The following is a 24242-nucleotide window of genomic DNA, read 5'->3' as shown; positions in this document are numbered from 1 at the left end:
CATCCCTTCTTGAGAGCTTTCCTATGTCCCTCCGTAATTTGAATATCGCACCTCGGGCGTTTCTCGGTTTTGCGTTTATTGCGTTGCTTGTGATTGTTCTGGGGGTGTTTGCCGTCAACCGTATGACGCTGATTCGCCAGGCCGCGCTGGATATGGGGGCTAACCAACTGCCGAGTGTCGGTTACCTGGCCAATATGACCGAGAACGTGTTGCGCCTGCGCATTCTGTCGTTTCGGGTCCTGGTCAATCGCGAACCGGTCGCCTTGCAGGAGGCCCAGGTGCGCATCGGCGTGCTGGTCGACAAGGCGCGCCAGGCCCAGGCGGGTTATGCCGCGCTGCCGGCCGGCGCTGAAGAAGCCGCGCTGTACAAGACTTTTGCCGCCACGCTGGACAACTATCTCAAGGCCCAGGCTGAAATGCTGACGCTGTCCCAGCAGAACAAAGTCGAGGAGATGCGGGCCCTGATCAACAGCCGGATCAAAGACGGTACGGATCAGATGGGCGAGCAACTCAATAAGCTGATTGCGATCAACGCCGCCAATGCCAAACAGGCCGGGGAAGACGCCGGGCGCAGCTACAGCGATGCCATCAGCGGAATTGTCGTGGTGTCGGTGGTGGCGGCGCTGATGACCGTATTGCTTGCCTGGTTGTTGACCCGCAGCATCGTCACACCGCTGCGCAAGGCGGTGGCCGCCGCCGAAACCATCTCCAGCGGCGACCTGAGCAAGGTCATTGCGGACGACGGCCAGGATGAGCCGGCGCGCCTGATCGGTGCCCTGGCTACCATGCAGAACAACCTGCGCCAGACCATCCAGCATATTGCCGGTTCAGCCACTCAACTGGCGTCGGCGGCCGAAGAGCTGAGCGCGGTGACCGAGGAAGCCTCCAAGGGCTTGCAGCAGCAAAACAATGAAATCGACCAGGCCGCCACTGCCGTCAATGAAATGACCGCGGCCGTGGAAGAAGTCGCGCGCAATGCGGTGTCCACCTCAGAAGCCTCGACCCAGTCGAACCAGGCCGCGCGGGAAGGGCGCGATCGTGTGGTGGAAACCGTGGGCGCGATCCAGACCATGACCCAGGACGTGCAGGATACTTCGGTGCTGATCGAAGGCCTGGCGACCCAGGGCCGGGATATCGGCAAGGTGCTGGACGTGATCCGCGCGATTGCCGAGCAGACCAACTTACTGGCCCTCAATGCCGCCATCGAAGCGGCACGTGCCGGTGAGGCCGGGCGCGGGTTTGCCGTGGTGGCCGACGAAGTGCGTGCCCTGGCCCATCGTACCCAGCAGTCGACCCAGGAGATCGAGAAAATGGTGGCCGGGATCCAGAACGGCACGGGGGAAGCGGTGCAGTCCATGCAGCAGAGCAACCAGCGCACCCAAAGCACCCTGGAAATGGCCCGCGCCGCCGGCGTGGCACTGGAGCAGATCACCCAGTCCATCAGCCTGATCAACGAGCGCAACCTGGTGATTGCCAGCGCGTCCGAAGAGCAGGCCCAAGTGTCCCGCGAAGTGGACCGTAACCTGGTGAATATCCGCGACCTGGCGACGCAGTCGGCGGCCGGAGCCAACCAGACCAGCGCCGCCAGTCATGAACTGTCGCGCCTGGCGGTGGATTTGAATGCGATGGTGGCGCGGTTTGTGATCTAAGCAGGGAGGACTTGGGTGGCTGGCATACCGCTATCGCAGGCAAGCCAGCTCCCACATTTGATTGATGGTGTGGCCCAGACTTCTGCCCCGCCGAACATCCCTGTGGGAGCGGGCTTGCCCGCGATAGCGGTGGTCCAGTCACTGTTTTCGGTGGCCGACACACGGACATTGGGTCGGGCTGTCAGGCTCCCACATTTGATTGATGGTGTGGCCCAGACTTCTGCCCCGCCGAACATCCCTGTGGGAGTGGGCTTGCCCGCGATAGCGGTGGTCCAGTCACTGTTTTCGGTGGCCGACACACGGACATTCGGTCGGGCTGTCAGGCTCCCACATTTGATTGATGGTGTGGCCCAGACTTCTGCCCCGCCGAACATCCCTGTGGGAGCGGGCTTGCCCGCGATAGCGGTGGTCCGGTCACTGTTTTCGGTGGCTGACACACGGGCATTGGGTCGGGCTGTCAGGCTTTCCATACGCTGGAATTGACCAGGTTTTTCGGCCGCTCGCCCGCCAACGCCGCCAGCAGATTATCCACCGCACACCGCGCCATCGCTTCACGGGTCTCGTGGGTGGCCGAGCCGATATGCGGTGTCGCCACCACGTTGTTCAAACGCAGCAACGGCGAGTCGTGGTTCAACGGCTCACGCTCAAACACATCCAGCCCCGCCGCGCGGATCGTGCGCTGTTGCAGGGCTTCGATCAGTGCCGCCTCATCTACTACCTTGCCCCGGGAGATATTGATGAAAATCGTCTCCGGGCCCATCTGGGCGAATTCCTTGGCGCCAATCAACCCCTGAGTCTGTGCAGTCAACGGCAACGTCAGGCAAACAAAGTCAGCGTGTTGCAGCAACTCCGGCAAGCTGCAGTACCGCGCGCCGAAACGCTGCTCCACCAAAGGTTTGGGCGAATGGCTGTGGTAAATCACCGGCATGCCAAAGCCAAAGTGCCCACGCTGGGCCAGGGCTTCACCAATGCGCCCCATGCCAATGATACCCAGGGTCTTGCCGTGCACATCGCTGCCAAAGTGCAGGGGGCCGATGTTCTGGTTCCAGTTGCCGGCGCGCACCAGATTGGCCAGCTCCACTACGCGTCGGGCGGTGGCGAGGATCAGTGCAAAGCCGGTATCGGCCGTGGTTTCGGTGAGTACATCCGGGGTGTTGCTGAGCAAAATGCCGCGTTGGGTCAGGTAGTCGATGTCGTAGTTATCGACGCCCACCGAAACACTGGCCACGGCTTCCAGGCGCGGCGCCAGGTCCAGCAGTTGCGCATCCAGGCGCAAGCTGGCCCCCAGCAGGCCGTGGGCACTGGGCAGTGCCTCACGCAGTTGCGCCAGGCCCGCGGGGTCGAGGGATTCGATCAAGGTCACCTGGGCCGCTTCATGCAAACGGGCCATCAACGGTGCGGACAGTTTCTTGTACAGCACGACATGCTTTTTCATCAGGTTCTTACCTTCAAATCCAGGGAGTGCAACGGTGCTGCCGGGGACGGCTCCCGGGCACCGGTCTTGAGGAAAATCGTCAGCACCACCGACAGCAGCAACGCGCCGCTCATCAGCAGGTACGACGCACCGGGCGAGCCGGTGCTGCTATTGAGGTAGCCCACCAGGTAGGAGCCGCCAAACGAACCGAGGGCGCCCATGCTGTTGATCAAGGCCATGGCGCCGCCGGCGACGTTGGCCGGGAGGATTTCCGGGACGATGGCAAAAAACGGCCCGTAGGGCGCATACATGCAGGCGCCGGCGATCACCAGCAGGGTGTAGGACCACCAGAAATGCTCGGCCCCCAACAAGTAGGAACCATAAAACGCCACGGAGGCGATCAGCAGCGGTGGCCATACAAAGCGCTTACGCTTTTGCAGCTTGTCCGAGCCCCAGGACACCACCAGCATGCCGATCACCGCCGCCAGGTAGGGCAGCGCCGACAACCAGCCGGCTTCGACCATGTCCATTTTCAGGCCGGCCTTGAGGATTGACGGCAGCCACAGCACAAAGCCGTAGACGCCGATGCTCCAGCAAAAGAATTGCAGCGCGAGGATGATCACCTTGGGCGAACGGAAGGCTTCGGCATAGTTCTTCACAGCCTTGAGCCCGACCTGTTCGGCGGCCAGGGCGGTTTCCAGGTCGTGTTTCTCGCCAGCGCTCAGCCACTTGGCATCGGCTGGGCGCTCATCGGCCAGGCGCCACCAGATAAAGGCCCAGAACACCGCCGGCAGGCCTTCGATGATAAACATCCAGCGCCAGCTGTAATGCTGTACCAGGTAGCCGGATACCACCGACATCCACAGCATGGTCACCGGGTTGCCGAGGATCAGGAAGGTGTTGGCCCGCGAGCGTTCGGCACGGGTAAACCAGTGGCACAGGTACACCAGCATCGCCGGCATCACGGCGGCCTCGACCACCCCGAGCATAAAGCGGATGGCGATCAACATATAGGCGTTGGACACCACGCCGGTGAGGGTCGCCAGGCCGCCCCAGAGGATCAGGCTGACGAAAATCAGTTTCTTCACGCTACGCCTCTGGGCATAGATCGCCCCCGGTACCTGGAAGAAAAAGTAGCCGAGGAAGAACAGCGCACCGAGCAGCGAGGACATGCCCGGGGTGATCATCAGGTCTTCGGCCATCCCGGAGGCGGCGGCGAAGCCGTAGTTGGCACGGTCCAGGTACGCCAGGCTGTAGGTGATAAACACGATGGGCATGATGTACCACCAACGGCGGGTGGCGAGTTTCAGGTTGTTCATGGGGTTGCTCCTGAGCTTGTTGTAGTTGTGGCAACAGGTAACGGGTTGTCGGTCCGGGTCAGCCGGCTTTTTGCCAGGCGGGCAGGTCGGCGCGCAGGGGCAGGCCTTCCATATCGCCGCGACTCTGTACTGCGCGGCTGCCGATCCAGTTGGCGCGCTGTACCGCCTGGGCCAGGCTGAGGTTTTCCAGGAGGGCGCTGATCAGGCCCACGGCAAAGCCGTCGCCGGCTCCCACCGTATCCACCACCTTGGCCACCGGCACGGCGGCGACAAAGCCCTGGTCCAGCTGGCTGCGGTAGTAGGCACCGTGGGGGCCGAGCTTGATGGCTACGGCTTCCACGCCCAGGTCGAGGTAGAAGGCGGCAATATCCCCGGGATCTTCGAAACCGGTCAGCAGCCGACCTTCACTCAGGCCCGGCAATACCCAATGCGCCAGGCCGGCCAGGGCGTTGACTTCGCGGATCATTTTTTGCTCGCTGGGCCATAGCGAAGGGCGCAGGTTCGGGTCAAAGGACACACTGCGGCCGGCCGCGCGCATCTGGCTCATCAACTCGCGCGACAGTTCGGCGGTGGCGTCCGACAGCGCCGGCGGAATCCCGGTGGCGTGCAGATGGCGCGCCGTTAGCAATTCTGGAGTGATTGCGGCGCTGGACAAGTGACTGGCCGCCGAGCCACGCCGGAAATACTCGACCTGGGGATCGTCGCCGCTCTCTTCCCGGGACTTGAGCTGAAAGCCGGTGGGGTGCGCGAGATCCACCGCCACATGCCGGCAATCCAGGCCTTCACGATCCAGGGCCGCGACCACAAACCGCCCCAATGAGTCATGACCGACCCGGCTCAGCCAGGCGACGTTGAAGCCCAGGCGTGACAACCCGATCGCCACGTTACTGTCGGCCCCGGCGATGCGCTTTTCGAAGTGGCCGACCTGGGCCAGGTCGCCGGTTTGCTCGGCGACAAACATCGCCATGGTTTCGCCGAACGAGAGGATATCGATCTCAGACATGGGCATTCTCCACACGCGGTTGGCCAAGGTGGGCGAGGGCGGTGACCTGCTCGGCGGTGACCGCCACCAAGTCGTCGCCTTGCAGCGGGAATTCCACCGCGCGGCTGATACCTTGGGGCATCAACTGCAGCAATTGTTCCCATAGATGCAGGTCGGCGCTGCCGGGCGGCAGGGCTACCAACTTGCCGTCGGCGCGGCGGGCCACGGCCTTGCAATGCAGGTAATCCACATGCCGGCCCAGCAAGCGAGCGGCGGTACGTGCGGACTGGTCTTGCCAGTGCCAGTTGCCGATATCGAAGGTCATTTTCACCGGCACCGCCAGGCGCTCGGCTTCATCGAAGAAGCGTTGCATCGGCTCGATGCGCCCGCCGTGCAGGGTCTGGTCGTTTTCCACCAACAAGCGCACCGGGTGGCGGTTGAGCAGGGCGCTGAGGCTGTGCAGGTCGTTGGTGTCGGTGAAGTAACCCAGCGAAACCTTCAACCAGCGCGCACCGAACGCCTGGGCCCGGTCGAGGGTGGCGGCCAGCTCCGAATTGGCTTGGGCACGCCCGGCGACCCACAGCTCCAGGGGCGACGAAAACACACACTCCAGATCTTGCGCGGCGGCGGCCTGGGCCAGTTCGCCGGGTTGTTCGCTGGTCAGCAGTTCTTCACGCCATTCAATACGCCTGGCCCCGGCAGCGGCCAGCAGCTCGACGAAACTCAACTGGCCGCGCTGGCGAACCAGGTCGGCGCCGTAGCTGGAAAGGCTGATGGAAACGGGATATCTATGCATTTTTATTGATCTCTGAAACCGGTTTCATTTGTAGATAAAAAAATGCCCGTGCAGGCGGTTATGCCTACACGGGTTGGGTTGAGCCTCGCACGATCAGTTGCGGGGCAAAATCCAGGGAACGGGTCGCCGAGGTATCGCCGCGCAACCGCTTGAGCAAGCACTCAAAAGCGCTGGCGCCAATGGCTTCGGTCGGCTGGGCCAGGGCGGTGATGCCGCTGCCTACCAGTGGGTACCACTCCAGGTCATCCAGGGCGATCAAGCCAACGTCCTCGAACAATCGGCAACCCAACTCGCGCAGGGCTTTGCTACAGGCCAGCGCGGCAATGCCGTTGGCACAGAACAAGGCTTTGGGCCCGGCTTGGCCTGCGCCCAGAAACGTCTGCAAACGCTGGGGCAGGTCGAGGTCTATCTCCAGTACAGCGCCGTGCATTTTTTTGCGACGGCTGATCTGGGCCTGGAAACTGTCCATGCGCTCAATCCGCGAGCTGGTGCCATCGGCGGCCTCGCTGATCAGCAAAATATCCCGATAGCCCTGTTGCTCCAGGTGATCCAGGGCCATGCCCACGGCCAGTGGGTTATCCAGGCCCACCAGGTCGCTGTGCAGCGCCTCGACCTTACGGTCCACCAGCACCAGGGGCATTTCCCGTTGCAGCTCCAGTAACTGGTCGCGGTGATGGCCCAGGGTATTCACGATCAGGCCTTCGATGTTATAGGCGCGCAACGCCGCCAGGTGCTGGCGCTCCTGCTCGTCATCGCGGTCGGTGTTGCACACCACCAGGCTGTAGCCGTGCTGTCGGCAGGCGGTTTCCACGCCATGCATCACGGCAATCGAATAGGGGTTGCGGATATCCGCTACCAGCATGCCGATCAGGCGCGTGCGTCCACGTTTCAGGCCACGGGCCATCTGGTTGGGGCGGTAGCCCAGGTCATCAATAGCCTGTTCGATACGTTGGGCGATGGCGTCGGACAGCAGGGCGCGGTCGTCGCCGATAAAGCGCGACACACTGGCCTTGGATACGCCGGCGCGTTGGGCTACATCAAGCATGGTCACGCGGCTGCGCTGGGCGGCGGAGAATGAAGTCACGGCGGGGCCTTTCTTATTAGTGTGAGGTGGCAGTGCGCTGGGCATTGAAACCGGTTTCAGAAAACACCAGTCAGCCACTCTCGTCAAGAAAATATTTGTTGGGATCGGTATGAAGTCAGGCCGCTCAAACCGACGAGCGGCGAGCGCACCTGTTAGTTCTGACAGTATCCGCAGTACCACAGGAGGTGTTCAATTGCCCCAACAGAGCCGCAAGCGCCGTGATCAGGTGATGCATAGGCGTGTAGAGGGAGGTTTGGATGAGCACCCACAATGCTGGCCAATCGAGCGCGAATGGCCCCCAAGGCCCAGGAGGCAGCCTGGCGATTGACGCGCCCATCGTCGTCGACGCGCTGCCTGATGGGTTGGTGCCGGTGCAATTTTACTTCTCTGATCTACAGCTTTTGATTCCCACTCCCTGGGCGTTTCTACCGGGTCCGGGCAGAGACCAATATGTGGTGTTCGAGTGGAGCGTCCGCGGTGCCCGCCCGGTCGACACGCCACCGGTGTTGCTGCCTAACCCGATGACGGCCGCCGACTTTCCCTACCCGATGCAGATACCCCAGGCATTCCTGCTGAACAGTGCAATTATTGATCTGACGTTTCGCATCCATAACGGCACGCCGAACAGCCCCAGCGTCGATAGCTCTGAGGTTGTGACGATCAGGATCGACCGCGATGCGCCCGGTGGCGGCGCGTTGCTGCCACCGGCCATTTTTCCCATTGATCCGATTACCGAGGCCTACCTGGTCGCCAACCCGCTGGTGCCCATGGAAATCCCGCAGGGATATTTGGGGCGTGAGGTGGGTGATCAGGTGCCGATGTATTTTTCAGACATGAATATCTTGCCAACCGGCGCGCCGACCCTGGTTTCTGCACCGTTGGCCAGCGCCACCGGCCGCATATTCGTGGACGTGCCCAGCGAGGTGTTCCGTCGTTTTCCGGGGGCGCTCTGGATCTTCTGCTTCTATCGCCTGCAAGACCGTGCCGGCAACATCAATCCGATGTTTTCACTGGTGGCGCAAGTCAGGCTGCAAACCGACCTTCCGCCCTCCAACTACCCTCGGCCCCGTTTCCCGCAATCGGAGTTGCATCCTAACGGCTACTTGACCTGCAGCACCCAGCCTCCGATCTGGTTCGGTGTCGAGGTGTTCATAGCCCCTCACGCGGACATCCGTTCTGGTGATCTGATTACGCTGCGGTTCCAGGGGTACGGGCTGTACCCGGATGTCAATCCAGACCCCAATATCGTGGAAACCCTCACGCATTACTGGGATGAGGTCAGCGATGCGTCCGGCTATGCCTTCTGGATACTCGATGTCGAGCGCTTGATTCGGCCCCTGAAAAAAAACGCCGGAGGAGAAGCTCATTACACGGTGTCCAGGGGAGGCGTGATCATTGGCCGGTCTGCTTCTAGGTATGTGCCCTTCGATCGGGTAGTGAATACCTCGCCCCCCCCGCCAAACCCCATCTACTGCTGGATTGACGGCAATGGCCCAGAACCCTGATTGCGAGTGCTTTGCGTCATGAGTGTTGGAACACCGCGTACGTTTCACTGAACTTCTGACGGGTAAATCCAAAGTTGGTTTGTTTGGCCGCATGTCATACGGCTGGGAAGAGTGTTGCTGCGATTTCAGTCACCTGGCAGTCACTCAAGCAGCGGGGCGATGGCCGTCCGGCCACTTCATGAGTGTTTGTGCGATGCCTACATTAAGTACTAAGGAGAGACTGATATGAGCAGCAACCCTGACGTCACCATTACATCCGAACCTTTGGTTATTGATGCGCCCACGATTGCAGAGGCACTGGATAATGCAACGGGTCTTATTCCAGCGGCCGTTGCTCGTGCGGGTATCACCGTGGAGTGTCGAACCGGGCGGATCTCGGTACCGACCGACTGGCTGGGTATTCAAATTCGCACAACCACCGATCCGGTGCCCACTTGGCGGCCCTTTCTGGAACCATTCCAGATCAACTTGGACCCCGTGCCTGCAATCATCGATAGATACATTCCGGCGCCGTCTCCCGAGTTTGAGTTCCCGCATGGCTTTTATGAGATCAAAGTCGTGCAATACCGCAATTCCAATGGCGCACCAGGTGCTGCGCGGGACGAGTCCAACCCTGCCGCGTTTCGCGTCGATCTGATTGCGCCCTACGCTGTAGCGTCGTCACGTGAACAACCCACCGTTCCGATGCTGGCTAATGCGCCAGCGGGGACCATTATCGACAATGCGTTCCTGATAAATCATGGCGGCGTGGAGATTGTTATTCCCCGCAACACCTTCAGTCCCCAGCCTGGGCGATTCGAACCGGGGGACATAGCTAACGTTTACTTCAGCCCGGTAATGGACCCACGACCAGAGTATCTGGTGAGCGGCCCAGGTGTGCCTCTGCTACCACCACCCGACAACAGCACCTTCTTCCTGCCCGCCGGCCAGATCATCTTGAGTGGGCTTTATTATTTTTTCTACACCATGGTTGACCGGGCAGGGAATATCAGTCGCCCATCGTTCAATGAGTTTCGCACGGTCTCGTTACTGACCGACCCCGTACTATTGGAGCCATTCCTACCGCTTGCGCCGGCCCCACGTGACGGTAGCACTGATGATGTGCTCAGCATTGCGGACTTTGTGCTGGGCATTAAACTCCATATCGAACAGTATCTTAATTTCGCTACAGGACTGGACAAGTTCGAGACGCAATGGGAAAGCCAGCCCTTTGGCCCGCAAACCACTGAACTCACGGGCTTCCCGGTAGTTTTCAGTAATATGAATGATGCGATCAAGGCCGCCTATACCGCGACGCTAGGTCCTCAGACGGTAAGCGTGCGTTACCGGACTGATCGCAACGGTGTGTTCTTCCTCTCACCCGCTAAAAACGTCCGGCTCGACTTGTCGGTAGAAGGGCCTGTACTGCCGGGCACACTGGAACCAGGCGATATGAACCCTGGGCTGAACCCGGCACAAGTGTTTGGCGAGGACTCACAGGAGTTGAATACCCTGCGCATTGGCGATGCGGACCGACCTGTGACTATTGTGATTCGACTCTGGACCATTGCGGCACTGCCTCATCCAGACAATGAGTTTTACCTGTATTGGGGCGCCTCCAAAGAGCGTGTCGGGCCTTTCCCTTTAAGCACTACGGTTCCTGGCGAGGACGCGAGGTTTATCATTCCCTGGGCGGTGGTTGCCCGCCACGGGAACAATCTGCAGCCTGTCAGTTATTCTGTCATTGGCCCCGGCACTATCAATGAGAACCCGTCGCCCCTTACCACGGTCAATGTGATCGATGCCGTGACGGTGGAACTGGCGCCGGCAAGGTATGAGAATCTCATCGCTGGCGAATGGACCTGTCAGTCGCTGGTACAACGGATGCCTGGCTCGCCGCCGGTCCTGGCTGCCATGCTTTTCATTCCGGGCGATGTCAGGCTGGTAGTGGGCAATACTGTGGAGGTTACGGTCACTATCACCAACCAGTACCCCCAGCTCCCACCGGGCCCCTTTGTAGAGCCTATTACAACTGCGCCCTTGACCGCTGCCGATGTGGCCAACGGTTTTTATGTCGATATCATTTACCGTCCATTCCTGGCTCAAGCGCCGTTCGGCCCTTGCGAGGTCACCTACACCACGAACGTGGCGGGTGGAGGCATCGGTCGCGGGCGGTTGGCCGAAGTATTCACGATATTCTCCAACCCTGACTCTTTCTGTGATGGCATACCTGCTTAACCTACGAATCAACGCCTCCAAGTCTACAAACTGCTGAAAGCACAAAAGGGAAGCATGGCTTCCCTTTTGTGCATCTGGTAGCAATGGACTACGGCTTGTGGACGGATCAGTTTGCCAGTTGTGCAGTTTTCCATACCACTGCGGTGTCTATACCTAAGCTTTGCTCGGATTAGTCCTACAGTCATCAGTACGTTCACTACGTAACCTCTGCGCCTTACAGGTGAGGCTTCATTCCACGGGAACGAGCCAAGCCGTTTTTACAGGCGCTACCCAGAGAGTGAACCCCCGATGTCATTACCTACCAAATTCGAGCTCAAGCCCTTGAGCAAGATGATGCATGTTCCAGCCATTAGCGTGCTTCTGCTTGCAGCGATGCACACCAGCGTCCAAGCGGATCAACTGATCGGTGAGTCAAGGACCATTGGCCCCCATGAGATGAAAAATGACTGGCAGTTGGATCATAAGTCCGAGCTGACCGTCAACGGTGCTCGCGCCGGAAATATCCTGGCCAACGACTCGACGCTGAATGTCAATACCGGCAGCCGGATCGAAGATATCCGTGCGACGCAGGGCTCCACCGTCAACGTTGACGGCGCCACTGTTGAATCCAACCACTCGATATGGGGGGCGGTGCGCCTGGATGACAGTGCGGCCATCATCCGAAACAGTGCCATCATCAGCCACACAACTTTCGGTCTGCAGGCGTACCAGAGTTTCAATTCCGACAAGGGCGGCATTGCCCAGGTGTTCAACAGCATCATCCGGGGGGAAAAGAGTGGGGCAGTAGCCACGGGCAATGCTGAGTTGCACTTCAATCAGAACACTGTGGTCGAAGGCACCGGCGCCGATAGTGATGGCGTGTGGCTCGACGGTGCAACGGCGACTGCCAGCCAAAGCAGCATCATCGGCGGCAAGAATGGCGTGTTCTTTACCAACGACGCTGGCAGCAGCGATGCCGGCAAACTGGTGCTGGATAACTCCAGCGTCGAAGGGCGCAACGGCTCGGCCATTGTCGTGGAAGGTCACCCTGGCGCGGAGATGGAAGTTGAAATCGACGTGCGCAACGGCTCAACCCTGACCGGTGGCAATGGCGTGCTGCTGGAAGTCAACGGCGGTGCCCAGGCGAGCATGAATGTCGATAGCAGCCGGTTGAAAGGCGACGTCATTGTCGAAGATGGCAGCACGGCACATTTGAACCTGGAAAACAGCTCCGGGCTCAAAGGCCAGCTGCAGAATGTCACCAGCTTGAACGTAGGCAATGGGTCGTACTGGGAGTTGACCGCCGACAGCCAGGTGGGTGCCTTGAACCTGGTGGACGGTACGGTGATATTCGGCCACACCGATGCGTTCTATCAGTTGGACCTGGACAGTCTCGACGGCAACGGCACCTTCGTCATGGGTACCGATTTTGCCAACGGCGTCACGGACTTCCTGAACATCAGCGGCGAAGCCCACGGCAGTCACAGCCTGTTGCTCGCAGCCAGCGGTACAGAGCCGGTCAGCCCCGAAGCGATTCGTATCGTGCATACCGGCGGCGGTGACGCGCAGTTCTCACTGGCGGGCGATGTCGTCGACGTGGGTGCCTATTCCTATGGTCTGAAAAAGGATGGCACCGATTGGTTCCTCGACCCGAACAACCGCGTGATCAGCCCGGCTACTCGCTCGGTCATGGCGTTGTTCAATACCGCCCCCACGGTCTGGTACGGCGAGGCGACTTCCCTGCGTACGCGCATGGGCGAGCTGCGTTTCGAGCCTGGTCAGGCGGGTGTGTGGATGCGTGGTTATGGCAACAAGTACAAGGTGGCCGAGAGCACCGGGGTTGGCTACAACCAGAACCAGCAGGGCTTTACCCTGGGTGCTGACACGCCGTTGGCCGACAGCCAGTGGCTGGTGGGTGTGATGGCCGGCCATAGTACTTCGGGCTTGAACCTAAAGCGCGGTACGTCGGGCACAGTGAAGAGCTACTACGTGGGTGCTTACGCAACCTGGCTGGATGAAGAGAGCGGTCTGTATTTCGACGCCGTGGCCAAGCTCAACCGTTTCCATAACGAGTCCAAGGTCGGCTTGAGTGACGGCACCAAGTCCAAGGGCAAGTACGCCAACACCGGCGGTGGCCTGTCGGCAGAGTTCGGTCGCAATATCAAGCTGGACGACGGTTACTTCGTCGAGCCGTATGCCCAGCTGTCCACCGTGGTGATCCAGGGCGCCAACTACAACATGAAAAATGGCCTGCACGCCGATGGCGAGCGCACCCGCTCGATCATGGCCAAGGCCGGTGCGACGGTGGGGCGTGACATCCAGCTCGACAGTGGCAGCGTACTCCAGCCTTACCTGCGGGCGGCGATGGTGCATGAGTTTGCCAACAACAATAAGGTCGCGGTGAACAACCATGAGTTCAACAACGACCTATCGGGTTCACGCGCCGAGTTCGGTGCGGGCGTCGCGGTTAAGTTGTCGCAAAACCTGCAACTGCACGCCGACCTAGAGCACAGCAGCGGTGGCCGGGTCGAGCAGCCATGGGGTGCCAACGTAGGTGTGCGCTACAGTTGGTAAAGACTTGACGCTTATTAACGCCCGTATCGAAAGATACGGGCGTTTTTTTTTGCTTTTGCATAATCGATCAACTGGTTACGTCGAAACCGACTTCCAGTGTGTGTGGGTTCCCGTTGACATCTTCATCGGTGGTGCCATTCAGCGTGCCGCTGATTTTGATGATGCCGGCTTCCAGGTTGTTAATGATCAACGTTCCTGTGGAGCAGCGCACGGCGTAATGAATCGTAGGCGACTTGACGGCATACCAGACATTGACCTTATTGGACTGCCACTTATCCAGCTCTAATACCTGCCCATTGCGAATGGTGTCGGGCAGTTCAATCGTGATTTTTTTCACGGTGACTGCATTATCAGCATGTCGTGCTAGAAGGCGGTAGATGGCCGCGTCATGGTCATGCACCAGGGTCAAAGTCTGAAAGTGGACCGATATCGTATCGATAAATGCGTCGAATGTACCGGTGGCGCTGAGGGCCTTGGGGTACAGTGCTTTTTGTTGCGCAGGGGACAACTGTTGCGCTTGTACGCTCATGATCGCTTCTCCATCGCTGATGATTGTGCGAATAACAGAGGTTTCGAGGGCTCTGTTCGAGTCATGAAATAGCAGTGTGCGTGGGCTGTAAACTGTCAGAACTAACAGTATACGAAGGCAGCGACTCATGAGTGATGCGTGGCCTGACTCGGCACCTGGCCTGAAAGCATCAGACGCCTTTGCACGGGATTTTCTACTGTGAGGAGTGACAGTCTAATAACCTGCCATTAATACGCTTTAGTTCTAAGCCCGATGCAATTTCAAGCAAAAAGACCCGCCGCAATATTGATCGAGAACCCCAATATCGCCGTATTGAACAGAAACCCGATCAGCGACTGCCCCAGTACCACTTTGCGCATGGCGCGGGTAGCCACTCCCACATCCGAGGTCTGCACGGCGACGCCGATGGTGAAGGAGAAATACAGAAAGTCCCAGTAGTTGGGGGTCAGCAGCCCCTCGGCAAAGCGCAACGCCGGCGCCTTGCCCTCCCAGGTGTAATACAGGCGAGCATAGTGCACGCTGAAAATCACCCCGATCAGCAGCCACGAACCAATCACCGTCACCCCGGTAAAGCCGTAATGCAGCAGGCGTTCGGCAGTGTCCAGGTCCTTGCTGCCGGCCAGGCCAACGGCAATCGTCGCCAGGCTGGCAATCGCCGCAATGCACACCATAAATAACACCAGGCCGGCGTTTTCATCCTCGACCTCGGCGATGCGCTTGACGTCCTCGGCCTTGGCACGGATGGTCAGGCGCAGCATCAGCACCAGGTAGGTCCAGACCCCGACGTTCCAGCCGATCAGGATTTTGCTGAGGATTGAGTCGAAGGGCGCCAGGATGCCGATTGCCAGGCCCAGGACGGCGGCAGCGGACAGGCGAGGGTGGGTTCGGGCGAGGAAGGGCATAGTGCTCACAAATACAGGATGTTTGAGCACCATAGCCTATTCCTGCGGGAGCCGGCTTGCCGGCTCGTGCAGGGGGCTGATCAATCTTTGCGTTTGCGCACCAGTTTCATGACGACCACAAAGAACACCGGCACAAACACCACTGCCAGTGTCGCCGTGATCATGCCGCCAATCACCCCGGTCCCAATCGCCTGCTGGCTCGCCGAACTGGCGCCGGTGGCAATCGCCAACGGCACCACGCCCAGAATGAACGCCAGCGAAGTCATGATGATCGGTCGCAGACGCAAGCGTGCGGCCTTCAATGTCGCGTCCATCAGGTCTTCGCCCTGGTCATACAGGTCCTTGGCGAACTCGATGATCAGGATCGCGTTTTTCGCCGACAGCCCGATGATCGTGATCAAGCCGACCTTGAAGAACACGTCGTTGGGCATGCCGCGCAGCGACACCGCCATGACCGCGCCCAACACGCCCAACGGCACCACCAGCAGCACCGAAGTGGGGATCGACCAGCTCTCATACAGCGCCGCCAGGCACAGGAACACCACCAGCAGCGACAGCATCAACAGCAGCGGCGCCTGGGAGCCTGACAAGCGCTCCTGCAAGGACAACCCGGTCCATTCCTGGCCCAGGCCGGCTGGCAATTGGCTGACCAGACGCTGGATTTCTTCCATCGCCTCGCCGGTGCTATGACCGGGTGAGGCTTCACCCGAAATAGCGATGGCCGGGTAACCGTTGTAACGGGTCAACTGCGCCGGGCCCTGGACCCAGCGCGCTTCGACAAATGCCGACAGCGGCACCATCTTCCCGGCGTTGTTGCGCACATGGATCTTCATCAGGTCTTCGACCTGGCTGCGCTGGTCGCCTTCGGCCTGTACCACCACGCGCTGCATGCGGCCCTGGTTGGGGAAGTCGTTGATGTAGGCCGAGCCAACGGCCGAGGACAGGATATTGCCCACATCGGCAAACGACACGCCCAGGGCATTGGCCCGCTTGCGGTCCACCTCCAACTGCACTTGCGGCGCCTCGGCCAGGGCACTTTCGCGCACATTGGCCAGGATCGGGCTTTTTTCCGCAGCCGCCAGCAGTTCGGTACGGGCTGCCATCAACGCGGCATGGCCGACGCCGCCCCGGTCCTGCAAGCGGAACTCAAAGCCGCTGGAGGTACCCAGGCCATCCACCGGTGGTGGCAGCACGGCATAGGCCATCGCATCCTTGAGTTCGGTAAAGGCCATGTTGGCGCGATCGGCAATCGAGGCCGCCGAATCGTCGCTGCTGCGCTCGGACCAATCCTTGAGCGTGGTAAACGCCAGCGCCGCATTCTGCCCGGAACCGGAGAAGCTGAACCCCATGATCATCGTCGTATCACCGACGCCCGGCTCGGTGGCGTTATGGGCCTCGATCTGCTCGGCCACCAGCACCGTACGGTTCTTGCTCGCGCCCGGCGGCAACTGGATATCGGTGATGGTGTAGCCCTGGTCTTCCACCGGCAGGAACGAGGCGGGCAGACGGCTGAACAGGAAGCCCATGCCCACCAGCAGGACCAGGTAGATCAGCAGGTAGCGGCCGCTGCGCTTGAGGGCATAGGCAACCCAGCCTTCGTAGCGGTCGGTCAGTTGTTCAAAGCGCCGGTTGAACCAGCCGAAGAACCCACCCTTGGTATGGTGCTCGCCCTTGGCAATCGGCTTGAGCAACGTGGCGCACAGGGCCGGGGTCAAGGACAGGGCGAGAAACGCCGAGAACAGGATCGAGGTGGCCATCGACAGCGAGAACTGCTGGTAGATCACCCCCACCGAACCCGACATAAAGGCCATCGGCAGGAACACCGCCACCAGCACCAGGGTAATGCCGATGATCGCCCCGGTAATCTGGCCCATGGCCTTACGTGTGGCTTCCTTGGGCGACAGGCCCTCAGTCACCATGATCCGCTCGACGTTCTCCACCACCACAATCGCATCGTCCACCAGGATGCCGATGGCCAGCACCATGCCGAACATGGTCAGCACGTTGATCGAGAAACCCAGCAACAGCATGGTGGCGAAGGTGCCCATCAGTGCAATCGGTACCACCAGCGTCGGGATCAGGGTGTAGCGGATGTTTTGCAGGAACAGGAACATCACCGCAAACACCAGCGCCATCGCCTCCAGCAGGGTGTAGATCACCTTGGTGATCGAGACCTTGACGAACGGCGAGGTGTCGTAAGGGATCTTGTACTCGACATTGGCCGGGAAGTAGCGCGACAGCTCATCCATCTTTGCCCGCACCAGGGTCGCGGTGCTCAAGGCATTGGCGCCGGGCGACAGTTGCACGCTGACGGCGGTGGAGGGCTTGCCGTTCAGGCGCGTGGAGAACTGGTATTCCTGGCTGCCGATCTCGACCCGCGCCACATCACCAATACGCACGGTGGAACCGTCCGGGTTGGCCTTGAGCACAATGTCGGCAAACTCGGCCGGCGTGGAGAGCTGGCCCTTGACCAGAATCGACGCGGTGATTTCCTGGGTATTGGTGCCCGGCAGATCACCGATGCTACCGGCCGAGACCTGGGCGTTCTGCGCGGTAATCGCCGCATTGACGTCGGCCGGGGTCAGGTTGAAACCGATGAGTTTCTGCGGGTCGATCCAGATCCGCATCGCGCGCTCGGCGCCGTACAGCTGGGCCTTGCCCACGCCGTCGAGGCGCTTGAGCTCGTTCATCACGTTGCGCGCCAGGTAATCGCTGAGCGCCACGTCGTCGAGCTTGCCGTCGCTGGAGGTCAAAGTCACCAGCAGCAGGAAGCCGGCGGACACCTTCTCCACCTGCAAGCCTTGCTGGGTCACGGCCTGCGGCAGGCGCGGCTCCACGGCCTTGAGGCGGTTCTGCACATCGACCTGGGCCATTTCCGGGTCGGTGCCCGGCTGGAAGGTCGCGGTGATGGTGGCCGAGCCGAGGCTGCTCTGGGATTCGAAATACAGCAGGTGGTCGGCGCCGTTGAGCTCCTGCTCGATCAGGCTGACCACGCTTTCATCCAGGGTTTGCGCCGAAGCGCCCGGGTACACCGCGTAGATTTCCACTTTCGGCGGCGCGACGTTGGGGTACTGCGCCACCGGCAACTGCGGGATGGCGAGGGCGCCGGCCAGCAGGATAAACAGGGCGACCACCCAGGCGAAGATCGGGCGGTCAATAAAGAACTGCGGCATTGTCTCTGATCCCTTTGATTACTGGCCGGCTGCCTGGGCGACAGGCGCGACGCTGGCATCCACTTCGACTTTTTCGCCGGGGCGTGCGTGTTGCAGGCCTTCGACGATGATGCGGTCCCCGGCCTTCAGGCCGCTGTTGACCACCCAGCGATCATTGATCGCCGCGCCCAACTCCACCGGCTGCTGGCTGACGTTCTGCTCGGCGTCCACGAGCAACACCATGGGGATGCCGGCGCTGTCACGGGTGATTGCGCGCTGCGGCACGCTCAGGCCTTGCTGGTCGACCGCCTGCTCCAGGCGTACGCGGATAAAGCTGCCGGGCAACAGGTCGAGGTCCGGGTTGGGGAATTCGCTGCGCAGGATGATCTGCCCGGTACCGGGGTCTACGGAAATCTCCGCGAACAGCAACTTGCCCGGCAGCGGGTAGAGGCTGCCGTCATCCTGGATCAACGTGGCCTTGGCCTGGTCCTGGCCCACTTGCTTCAAATGCCCGGCGCGGAAAGCGCGGCGCAGGTCATTGAGTTCGCGGGTGGATTGGGTCAGGTCGGCGTGGATCGGGTCCAGTTGCTGAATCAGCGCCATGGGCGTGGCTTCGTTCTGTCCCACCAGGGCGCCTTCGGTCACCAGCGCGCGGCCGATACGCCCGGAGATCGGCGCGGTCACGGTGGCATAGCCAAGGTTGAGCTTGGCGCGTTGCACCGCTGCCTGGTTGGCCGCGACATCCGCGGCGGTTTGCCGGGCGGCGGCGCGGGCGTTGTCGTAGTCCTGGGCGCTGATGGCATTGCCTTCGACCAACTGGCTGTAGCGCTGCTCTTGCAGGCGCGCCTGGAAGGCATTGGCCTCGGCCTTGCGCAGGCTGGCCTGGGCGCTGTCGAGGTCGGCCTTGAACGGCGCCGGGTCAATACGGAACAGCACGTCGCCCTGTTTGACGTCATGGCCTTCCTTGAACACCCGTTGAAGCACCACGCCCGCAACCCGGGCGCGCACTTCGGCGATGCGCGGTGCGACGATCCGCCCACTCAGCTCGCTGCTGATGGACAGGGGCTTGGCTTCGAGGGTTTCGATCCGCACCTTGGCCAGGGGCATTTCGGGGGTGTCGCCTGCGGAGTTGCCACACGCACCCAGGGCCAGGGTCAGTGCCAGCAGGCAAAACGGCGCAAACAGATTCTTTGACATGCTCTTATCCCAATATTGACTGGCGCATCCTACGGGCGCCCCCGACTCGGTGCTGTGAAGCTGTGTAGGTGGTCTGTGAAGAAATGTAAGGTACGGCGCACGCCGAGGCGCGTGCGTATATCCTTCACGGCTGTGGATCCTAACAAGCTCTTCTGATCAATGACGATCTAATGTGAAACTGTATTATTTGGAAACACCATGCCCAACATCCTTCTGGTCGAAGACGACGCCGCGCTGTCCGAGCTGATTGCCAGTTACCTTGAGCGCAATGGCTATCACGTCAATGTGCTCAGCCGTGGCGATCATGTGCGCGAACGGGCGAGGCTCAACCCACCAGACCTGGTGATCCTCGACCTGATGCTGCCCGGCCTCGATGGCCTGCAAGTCTGCCGCCTGCTGCGCGCCGATTCGGCCGGCCTGCCGATCCTGATGCTCACCGCCCGTGATGACAGCCATGACCAGGTGCTGGGCCTGGAAATGGGCGCCGACGACTACGTGACCAAACCCTGCGAGCCACGGGTGCTGCTGGCCCGGGTGCGCACCCTGTTGCGCCGCAGCAGCCTCAGCGAGCCACAGGCGGCCAACGACCAGATCCTGATGGGCAACCTGTGCATTGACCTGTCGGAACGCGCCGTGACTTGGCGCGAGCAGACGGTGGAGCTGTCCAGCGGCGAATACAACCTGTTGGTGGTGCTGGCCCGGCATGCCGGCGAAGTACTCAGTCGCGACCAGATCCTGCAGCGCCTGCGGGGCATCGAGTTCAACGGCACCGACCGCTCGGTGGATGTGGCCATCTCCAAGCTGCGCCGCAAGTTCGACGACCATGCCGGCGAGGCGCGCAAGATCAAGACGGTATGGGGCAAAGGCTACCTGTTCAGCCGCTCCGAGTGGGAATGCTGACACCATGTTCCGCGCCCTGATCCGTCTCTACCTGCTGACCATCGTGACCTACAGCGCAGCGATCTACTTGATCCCCATGGGCATCATCGAGGTCTTCCACGACCGCTACATGAACTACAACATCGAACAGTCCCGTGGCTTGCAGAGCCTGATCGTGCGCCAGTACCACAGCCGGCCGGTGGAGCGCTGGTCCGAGGTCACCGACCAATTGGCACGGGATTTTGCGCCGCTGAAGGTGCAACTGATGCATCGCCAGGACGCCCGCTACACACCCGACGAGGAGCGACTGCTGGAGCAGGGCAAGCCGGTGATCCGCCTGGGGGAGTGGGGCTTGATGGAGGAGATCAGCTCGCCGCTCAATGGGCAGTTGGCGGTTAAATTGACCATCCCCCCCGACCCGCTGGACATGAACCTGCTGTACTGGACCATGAACGTGCTGATCGGCGCGGCGTTGCTGGGCGGCCTGTTGATCTGGCTGCGCCCGCATTGGCGCGACCTGGAGCGCCTCAAGGTCACCGCCGCGCAGTTGGGCCGGGGCCGTCTGGAGGAGCGTACGCATATTCCCCCCAGCTCCAACATCGGCAGCCTGGCGGCGGTGTTCGACACCATGGCCAACGACATCGAGCACCTGCTCAACCAGCAACGGGACTTGCTCAACGCGGTGTCCCACGAGCTGCGCACACCGCTGACCCGCCTGGATTTCGGCCTGGCCCTGGCGTTGTCCGAAGACCAGCCGGCCGCCAGCCGCGAGCGCCTGCAAGGCCTGGTGGCGCATATCCGCGAGTTGGATGAGCTGGTGCTGGAGCTGCTGTCCTACAGCCGCCTGCAAAACCCGGCGCATCTGCCCGAGCGGGTGGAGGTGGTGCTCGATGAGTTTATCGACAGCATCCTGGGCAGCATCGACGACGAGCTGGAGAACCCGGAGATCGTGATTGATGTGGTACTGGAGTGCGCCGTGGAGCGTTTTACCCTCGACCCACGCCTCACCGCCCGCGCCCTGCAAAACCTGCTGCGCAATGCCATGCGCTATTGCGAGCGACGGATCCAGATCGGCGTCAAGGTCTGCGCCAAGGGCTGTGAAATCTGGGTGGATGACGATGGCATCGGCATCCCCGAAGAGCAGCGCGCCCGGATCTTCGAGCCGTTCTACCGCCTGGACCGCAGCCGCGACCGCGCCACCGGCGGCTTCGGCCTGGGCCTGGCGATCAGCCGCCGGGCGGTGGAAGCACAAGGCGGCACACTCACGGCCCAGGCCTCGCCACTGGGCGGCGCACGCCTGCGGCTATGGTTGCCCACCTGAAAACACCGGCAACTGTCTGTCTAGAGCGGGTTTGTGTTTTTATGCAGTCCTGCTTTTGGCACATGCACAGCCTTACCGGCCCTGATACACCCTTGCTATAGTTCGGCCCTTATCAGCCGCCAGTCAAGGATCACTGCCATGTCCGAATACCAAGCCTTTGTCGTCGAACTCCACGGCAACGTCGCCCATGTGCAGATTAATCGCCCGGAAAAGATCAACGCCATGAACGCGGCGTTCTGGAGCGAAATCGTCGAGATTTTCCAATGGATCGACGACACCGACGCTGTACGCGCCGTGGTGTTGAGCGGCGCCGGCAAGCATTTTTCCTCGGGCATCGACCTGATGATGCTGGCCTCGGTGGCCAACGAATTTGGCAAGGACGTGGGACGCAATGCGCGCCTGCTGCGGCGCAAGATCCTGCAACTGCAGGCCTCGTTCAATGCCGTGGATAATTGCCGCAAGCCGGTACTGGCGGCGATCCAGGGCTATTGCATCGGCGGCGCCATCGACCTGATCAGCGCCTGCGACATGCGTTACGCCGCTGACGACGCGCAATTCTCGATCAAGGAAATCGACATCGGTATGGCCGCCGACGTCGGCACCCTGCAACGCCTGCCACGCATCATCGGTGACGGCATGCTGCGCGAACTGGCCTATACCGGGCGCACCTTCGGCGCCGAAGAAGCGCGCAGCATCGGCCTGGTCAACCGCACCTTTGCCGACCACGCCAGCCTGCTGGCCGGGGTGATGGACCTTGCCGCGCAAATCGCCGCCAAATCGCCGATTGCCGTGACCGGCACCAAGGCCATGATCAGCTATATGCGTGACCACAGCATCAACGATGGCCTGGAATACGTTGCCACCTGGAACGCTGCTATGTTGCAATCCAACGACCTGCGTGTGGCCATTGCGGCCCATATGAGCAAGCAGAAACCCGAATTCGTGGATTGACTGAATATGACCCCAGGCTGGATCACCACAACGCTGCTGGACAACGACGCCCCCGGCGGCTGGGCTGTGGCCCGTAGTCGCGAAGGTTTTTTACTCGATGACAACGGGCCGCTGTTTCCCCGGGAATGGCTCAAGCGCCAGGACCTGTCGGTGATGGCCGAACATGGCATCGGCCATCTGGACGGCGAGCCGGTGTACCTGCTGGAGCTGAACAGCCCTGGCGATGTGCCGGGTTGCCGCTGGCAGGGCCTGCGGGCGTTTATGCTGCAGGGCGATCACCGTCTGTACAAAGTCCTGGGTTATGCCGCGCAAATCGGTACCTGGGCCCGCGAGCACCGCTTTTGCGGCAGTTGCGGCCAGGCGATGGTGCAGGTGCCCCGCGAGCGCGCAATGTTCTGCCAGGCCTGCGACCTGCGCAGTTACCCGCGCATCTCACCGAGCATGATTGTGCTGATCACCCGTGGCGATGAGATTCTGCTGGCGCGTTCGCCGCGTTTCGTCACTGGGGTCTACAGCACCCTGGCCGGGTTTGCCGAGCCTGGGGAATCTGCCGAAGACTGCCTGATCCGCGAAGTGCACGAGGAAGTGCAGGTGCAGGTGCAGAACATCCAGTACGTGGGCAGCCAGTGCTGGCCGTTCCCGCACTCCATGATGCTGGGCTTTCACGCCGAGTATGCCGGTGGCGAAATCGTGCCCCAGGCCGACGAGATTGAAGATGCGCAGTGGTTCAATATCCACCAGTTGCCACCGTTGCCGGCCTCGCGCTCGATTGCCCGCTACCTTATCGACCTGTATGTGGCGCGCCGTCTAGGCCACGCTGAACCAGTGCTGCCAGGCTAGGCGCACGGTCAGGCCGAGGACTACGGTGATAAACACCGGGCGAATGAATTTGGCGCCGCCGCTGATGGCACTGCGTGCGCCAAAGAACGCGCCCACCATCACCGACAGGCCCATGCTCAGGCCGACAATCCAGTCCACCGAACCGTTGAAGATAAACACCGACAGCGCCGCCGCGTTGCTGACGAAGTTCATGCTGCGCGCCACGCCGCTGGCCTTGACCAGGTCCACGGGGTACATCAGCAGGGTGCTGACGGTCCAGAATGCGCCGGTGCCGGGACCGGCCACGCCATCGTAGAAGCCCAGGGCCAAACCCTGGGTCGACTGCCACTTCTTCTTGATCGGCGCATCGGCGTCCAGCGGCGCCTTGGGCGTACCGCCAAACAACAGATAGATACCGCAGGCGAAGACGATCACCGGCAGCATCTTGTTCAGCCATTCGGCGGGCAGGTAATGGGCGACGATGGCCCCCAGCAGCGCGCCGACCAGGGTGCCCACGATCGCATGGACCCACTGGCGCGGATGGAACAGCTTGCGCCGGTAGAAGGTAAAACTGGCGGTGGCCGAACCGAAGGTCGAACTCAGTTTATTGGTGCCCAGTACCAAATGGGGCGGCATACCGGCGGTGAGCAGGGCCGGGGTGGTGAGCAAACCACCGCCGCCGGCAATGGCGTCGATAAAACCGGCAATAAAGGCAACCACGGCCAGAATGGCCAGGGTGGTGAGGTCAACGCTGAGTTCAAAAGGCATGGAGGCGACTTATTTTCGGCGAGGCGCAGAAGGGGTTGCGCGAAAGTCCGATAGCTTACCTATAACCGAATGTTACGGCGACTGTTGCACACGCTCCATCCCTCGCCACGGTGTTGCGCTACCAACAGTGATCTGACAAATAGCCCGCCCGGGCAACATGGCCGATAGGTCGGTCGGCACGCAAACGCCCCAGCCCAGGGGCTTT

18 protein-coding genes are annotated in these 24242 nt (G+C 61.1%); 8 read left to right on the top strand and 10 right to left on the bottom strand.

The genetic code is table 11. The features are described from left to right. Nucleotides 1-23: 23 nt before the first annotated feature. Nucleotides 24-1649 (top strand): methyl-accepting chemotaxis protein, encoded by a 1626-nt coding sequence (locus K1X80_RS14890; RefSeq protein WP_057959436.1) that lies wholly within the window; start codon nucleotides 24-26, stop codon nucleotides 1647-1649. A gap of 457 nt (nucleotides 1650-2106) precedes the next feature. Here the strand turns inward: K1X80_RS14890 and K1X80_RS14885 are convergent, their stop codons facing one another. From K1X80_RS14885 to K1X80_RS14865, 5 genes are all read right to left on the bottom strand, one after another. After that, the gene (locus K1X80_RS14885; protein WP_057959437.1) at nucleotides 2107-3084 is read right to left on the bottom strand and encodes a D-glycerate dehydrogenase; all 978 of its coding nucleotides are present in this window, start codon (nucleotides 3082-3084) and stop codon (nucleotides 2107-2109) included. Then, nucleotides 3084-4382 (bottom strand): MFS transporter, encoded by a 1299-nt coding sequence (locus K1X80_RS14880; protein WP_057959438.1) that lies wholly within the window; start codon nucleotides 4380-4382, stop codon nucleotides 3084-3086. The genes K1X80_RS14885 and K1X80_RS14880 overlap by 1 nt, the downstream gene beginning before the upstream one ends. A 58-nt stretch (nucleotides 4383-4440) precedes the next feature. Then, the gene (locus K1X80_RS14875; protein WP_220172251.1) at nucleotides 4441-5385 is read right to left on the bottom strand and encodes a sugar kinase; all 945 of its coding nucleotides are present in this window, start codon (nucleotides 5383-5385) and stop codon (nucleotides 4441-4443) included. Then, nucleotides 5378-6160, bottom strand: a complete 783-nt coding sequence (locus K1X80_RS14870; RefSeq protein ID WP_057959439.1) for a sugar phosphate isomerase/epimerase — start codon at nucleotides 6158-6160, stop codon at nucleotides 5378-5380. The genes K1X80_RS14875 and K1X80_RS14870 overlap by 8 nt, the downstream gene beginning before the upstream one ends. A gap of 64 nt (nucleotides 6161-6224) precedes the next feature. Then, nucleotides 6225-7244, bottom strand: a complete 1020-nt coding sequence (locus K1X80_RS14865; protein WP_057959440.1) for a LacI family DNA-binding transcriptional regulator — start codon at nucleotides 7242-7244, stop codon at nucleotides 6225-6227. 257 nt (nucleotides 7245-7501) lie between these two features. Here K1X80_RS14865 and K1X80_RS14860 point away from each other — a divergent pair, with 257 nt between their 5' ends. The 3 genes from K1X80_RS14860 (at nucleotide 7502) to K1X80_RS14850 (ending at nucleotide 13519) form a co-directional block, all read left to right on the top strand. After that, nucleotides 7502-8749, top strand: coding sequence for a hypothetical protein (locus K1X80_RS14860; protein ID WP_057959441.1), 1248 nt, complete (start codon nucleotides 7502-7504; stop codon nucleotides 8747-8749). A gap of 225 nt (nucleotides 8750-8974) precedes the next feature. Next, on the top strand, nucleotides 8975-10966 hold the full coding sequence (locus tag K1X80_RS14855) for a hypothetical protein (RefSeq protein WP_220172250.1): 1992 nt from the start codon (nucleotides 8975-8977) through the stop codon (nucleotides 10964-10966). A 288-nt stretch (nucleotides 10967-11254) separates the two neighbouring features. After that, nucleotides 11255-13519 carry an autotransporter outer membrane beta-barrel domain-containing protein gene (locus tag K1X80_RS14850; RefSeq protein WP_220172249.1) on the top strand — a complete coding sequence of 755 codons (2265 nt, stop codon included), beginning with the start codon at nucleotides 11255-11257 and terminating at the stop codon, nucleotides 13517-13519. 67 nt (nucleotides 13520-13586) lie between these two features. On the opposite strand, the gene K1X80_RS14845 is transcribed toward K1X80_RS14850, so the two are convergent. The 4 genes from K1X80_RS14845 to K1X80_RS14830 form a co-directional block, all read right to left on the bottom strand. Beyond that, nucleotides 13587-14048 carry a hypothetical protein gene (locus K1X80_RS14845; protein ID WP_057959444.1) on the bottom strand — a complete coding sequence of 154 codons (462 nt, stop codon included), beginning with the start codon at nucleotides 14046-14048 and terminating at the stop codon, nucleotides 13587-13589. Nucleotides 14049-14308: 260 nt separating this feature from the next. After that, nucleotides 14309-14950: a DUF1345 domain-containing protein gene (locus K1X80_RS14840; protein ID WP_186625421.1), complete on the bottom strand. Its 642-nt coding sequence runs from the start codon at nucleotides 14948-14950 to the stop codon at nucleotides 14309-14311. An 80-nt stretch (nucleotides 14951-15030) separates the two neighbouring features. Continuing rightward, the gene (locus tag K1X80_RS14835; RefSeq protein WP_057959445.1) at nucleotides 15031-18123 is read right to left on the bottom strand and encodes an efflux RND transporter permease subunit; all 3093 of its coding nucleotides are present in this window, start codon (nucleotides 18121-18123) and stop codon (nucleotides 15031-15033) included. Nucleotides 18124-18141: 18 nt separating this feature from the next. Continuing rightward, the gene (locus K1X80_RS14830) at nucleotides 18142-19299 is read right to left on the bottom strand and encodes an efflux RND transporter periplasmic adaptor subunit (RefSeq protein WP_057959446.1); all 1158 of its coding nucleotides are present in this window, start codon (nucleotides 19297-19299) and stop codon (nucleotides 18142-18144) included. Nucleotides 19300-19497: 198 nt separating this feature from the next. Here K1X80_RS14830 and K1X80_RS14825 point away from each other — a divergent pair, with 198 nt between their 5' ends. From K1X80_RS14825 to nudC, 4 genes are all read left to right on the top strand, one after another. Then, nucleotides 19498-20199 (top strand): response regulator transcription factor, encoded by a 702-nt coding sequence (locus K1X80_RS14825; protein ID WP_057436665.1) that lies wholly within the window; start codon nucleotides 19498-19500, stop codon nucleotides 20197-20199. Between the two features lie 4 nt (nucleotides 20200-20203). After that, the gene (locus K1X80_RS14820; RefSeq protein WP_115128276.1) at nucleotides 20204-21499 is read left to right on the top strand and encodes an ATP-binding protein; all 1296 of its coding nucleotides are present in this window, start codon (nucleotides 20204-20206) and stop codon (nucleotides 21497-21499) included. 138 nt (nucleotides 21500-21637) lie between these two features. Next, nucleotides 21638-22450, top strand: a complete 813-nt coding sequence (locus tag K1X80_RS14815; protein ID WP_057959447.1) for a crotonase/enoyl-CoA hydratase family protein — start codon at nucleotides 21638-21640, stop codon at nucleotides 22448-22450. A gap of 6 nt (nucleotides 22451-22456) precedes the next feature. Then, a complete protein-coding gene (nudC, locus tag K1X80_RS14810) occupies nucleotides 22457-23290 on the top strand; it encodes an NAD(+) diphosphatase (protein WP_057436654.1) in 834 nt (277 codons plus the stop codon). Here the strand turns inward: nudC and K1X80_RS14805 are convergent. Continuing rightward, on the bottom strand, nucleotides 23258-24037 hold the full coding sequence (locus tag K1X80_RS14805) for a TSUP family transporter (RefSeq protein WP_057436653.1): 780 nt from the start codon (nucleotides 24035-24037) through the stop codon (nucleotides 23258-23260). The two genes, nudC and K1X80_RS14805, sit on opposite strands and share 33 nt — an antisense overlap. Between the last annotated feature and the right edge of the window lie 205 nt (nucleotides 24038-24242).

The organism is Pseudomonas sp. So3.2b, assembly GCF_019464415.1.
GTDB lineage: Bacteria > Pseudomonadota > Gammaproteobacteria > Pseudomonadales > Pseudomonadaceae > Aquipseudomonas > Aquipseudomonas shahriarae.
The sequence above is the reverse complement of the archived record's forward strand: the minus strand, read 5'-3'. Positions and strand labels throughout refer to the sequence as shown.

Bases quoted from the DNA above. Each gene is read 5' to 3' on its own strand.
- K1X80_RS14875 (WP_220172251.1), bottom strand. From the start codon at position 5,385: ATGTCTGAGATCGATATCCTCTCGTTCGGCGAAACCATGGCGATGTTT.
- K1X80_RS14845 (WP_057959444.1), bottom strand. From the start codon at position 14,048: ATGAGCGTACAAGCGCAACAGTTGTCCCCTGCGCAACAAAAAGCACTG.
- K1X80_RS14860 (WP_057959441.1), top strand. From the start codon at position 7,502: ATGAGCACCCACAATGCTGGCCAATCGAGCGCGAATGGCCCCCAAGGC.
- K1X80_RS14885 (WP_057959437.1), bottom strand. From the start codon at position 3,084: ATGAAAAAGCATGTCGTGCTGTACAAGAAACTGTCCGCACCGTTGATG.
- K1X80_RS14880 (WP_057959438.1), bottom strand. From the start codon at position 4,382: ATGAACAACCTGAAACTCGCCACCCGCCGTTGGTGGTACATCATGCCC.
- K1X80_RS14825 (WP_057436665.1), top strand. From the start codon at position 19,498: ATGCCCAACATCCTTCTGGTCGAAGACGACGCCGCGCTGTCCGAGCTG.
- K1X80_RS14840 (WP_186625421.1), bottom strand. From the start codon at position 14,950: ATGCCCTTCCTCGCCCGAACCCACCCTCGCCTGTCCGCTGCCGCCGTC.
- K1X80_RS14815 (WP_057959447.1), top strand. From the start codon at position 21,638: ATGTCCGAATACCAAGCCTTTGTCGTCGAACTCCACGGCAACGTCGCC.
- K1X80_RS14820 (WP_115128276.1), top strand. From the start codon at position 20,204: ATGTTCCGCGCCCTGATCCGTCTCTACCTGCTGACCATCGTGACCTAC.
- K1X80_RS14890 (WP_057959436.1), top strand. From the start codon at position 24: ATGTCCCTCCGTAATTTGAATATCGCACCTCGGGCGTTTCTCGGTTTT.
- K1X80_RS14805 (WP_057436653.1), bottom strand. From the start codon at position 24,037: ATGCCTTTTGAACTCAGCGTTGACCTCACCACCCTGGCCATTCTGGCC.
- K1X80_RS14870 (WP_057959439.1), bottom strand. From the start codon at position 6,160: ATGCATAGATATCCCGTTTCCATCAGCCTTTCCAGCTACGGCGCCGAC.
- K1X80_RS14830 (WP_057959446.1), bottom strand. From the start codon at position 19,299: ATGTCAAAGAATCTGTTTGCGCCGTTTTGCCTGCTGGCACTGACCCTG.
- nudC (WP_057436654.1), top strand. From the start codon at position 22,457: ATGACCCCAGGCTGGATCACCACAACGCTGCTGGACAACGACGCCCCC.
- K1X80_RS14835 (WP_057959445.1), bottom strand. From the start codon at position 18,123: ATGCCGCAGTTCTTTATTGACCGCCCGATCTTCGCCTGGGTGGTCGCC.
- K1X80_RS14855 (WP_220172250.1), top strand. From the start codon at position 8,975: ATGAGCAGCAACCCTGACGTCACCATTACATCCGAACCTTTGGTTATT.
- K1X80_RS14850 (WP_220172249.1), top strand. From the start codon at position 11,255: ATGTCATTACCTACCAAATTCGAGCTCAAGCCCTTGAGCAAGATGATG.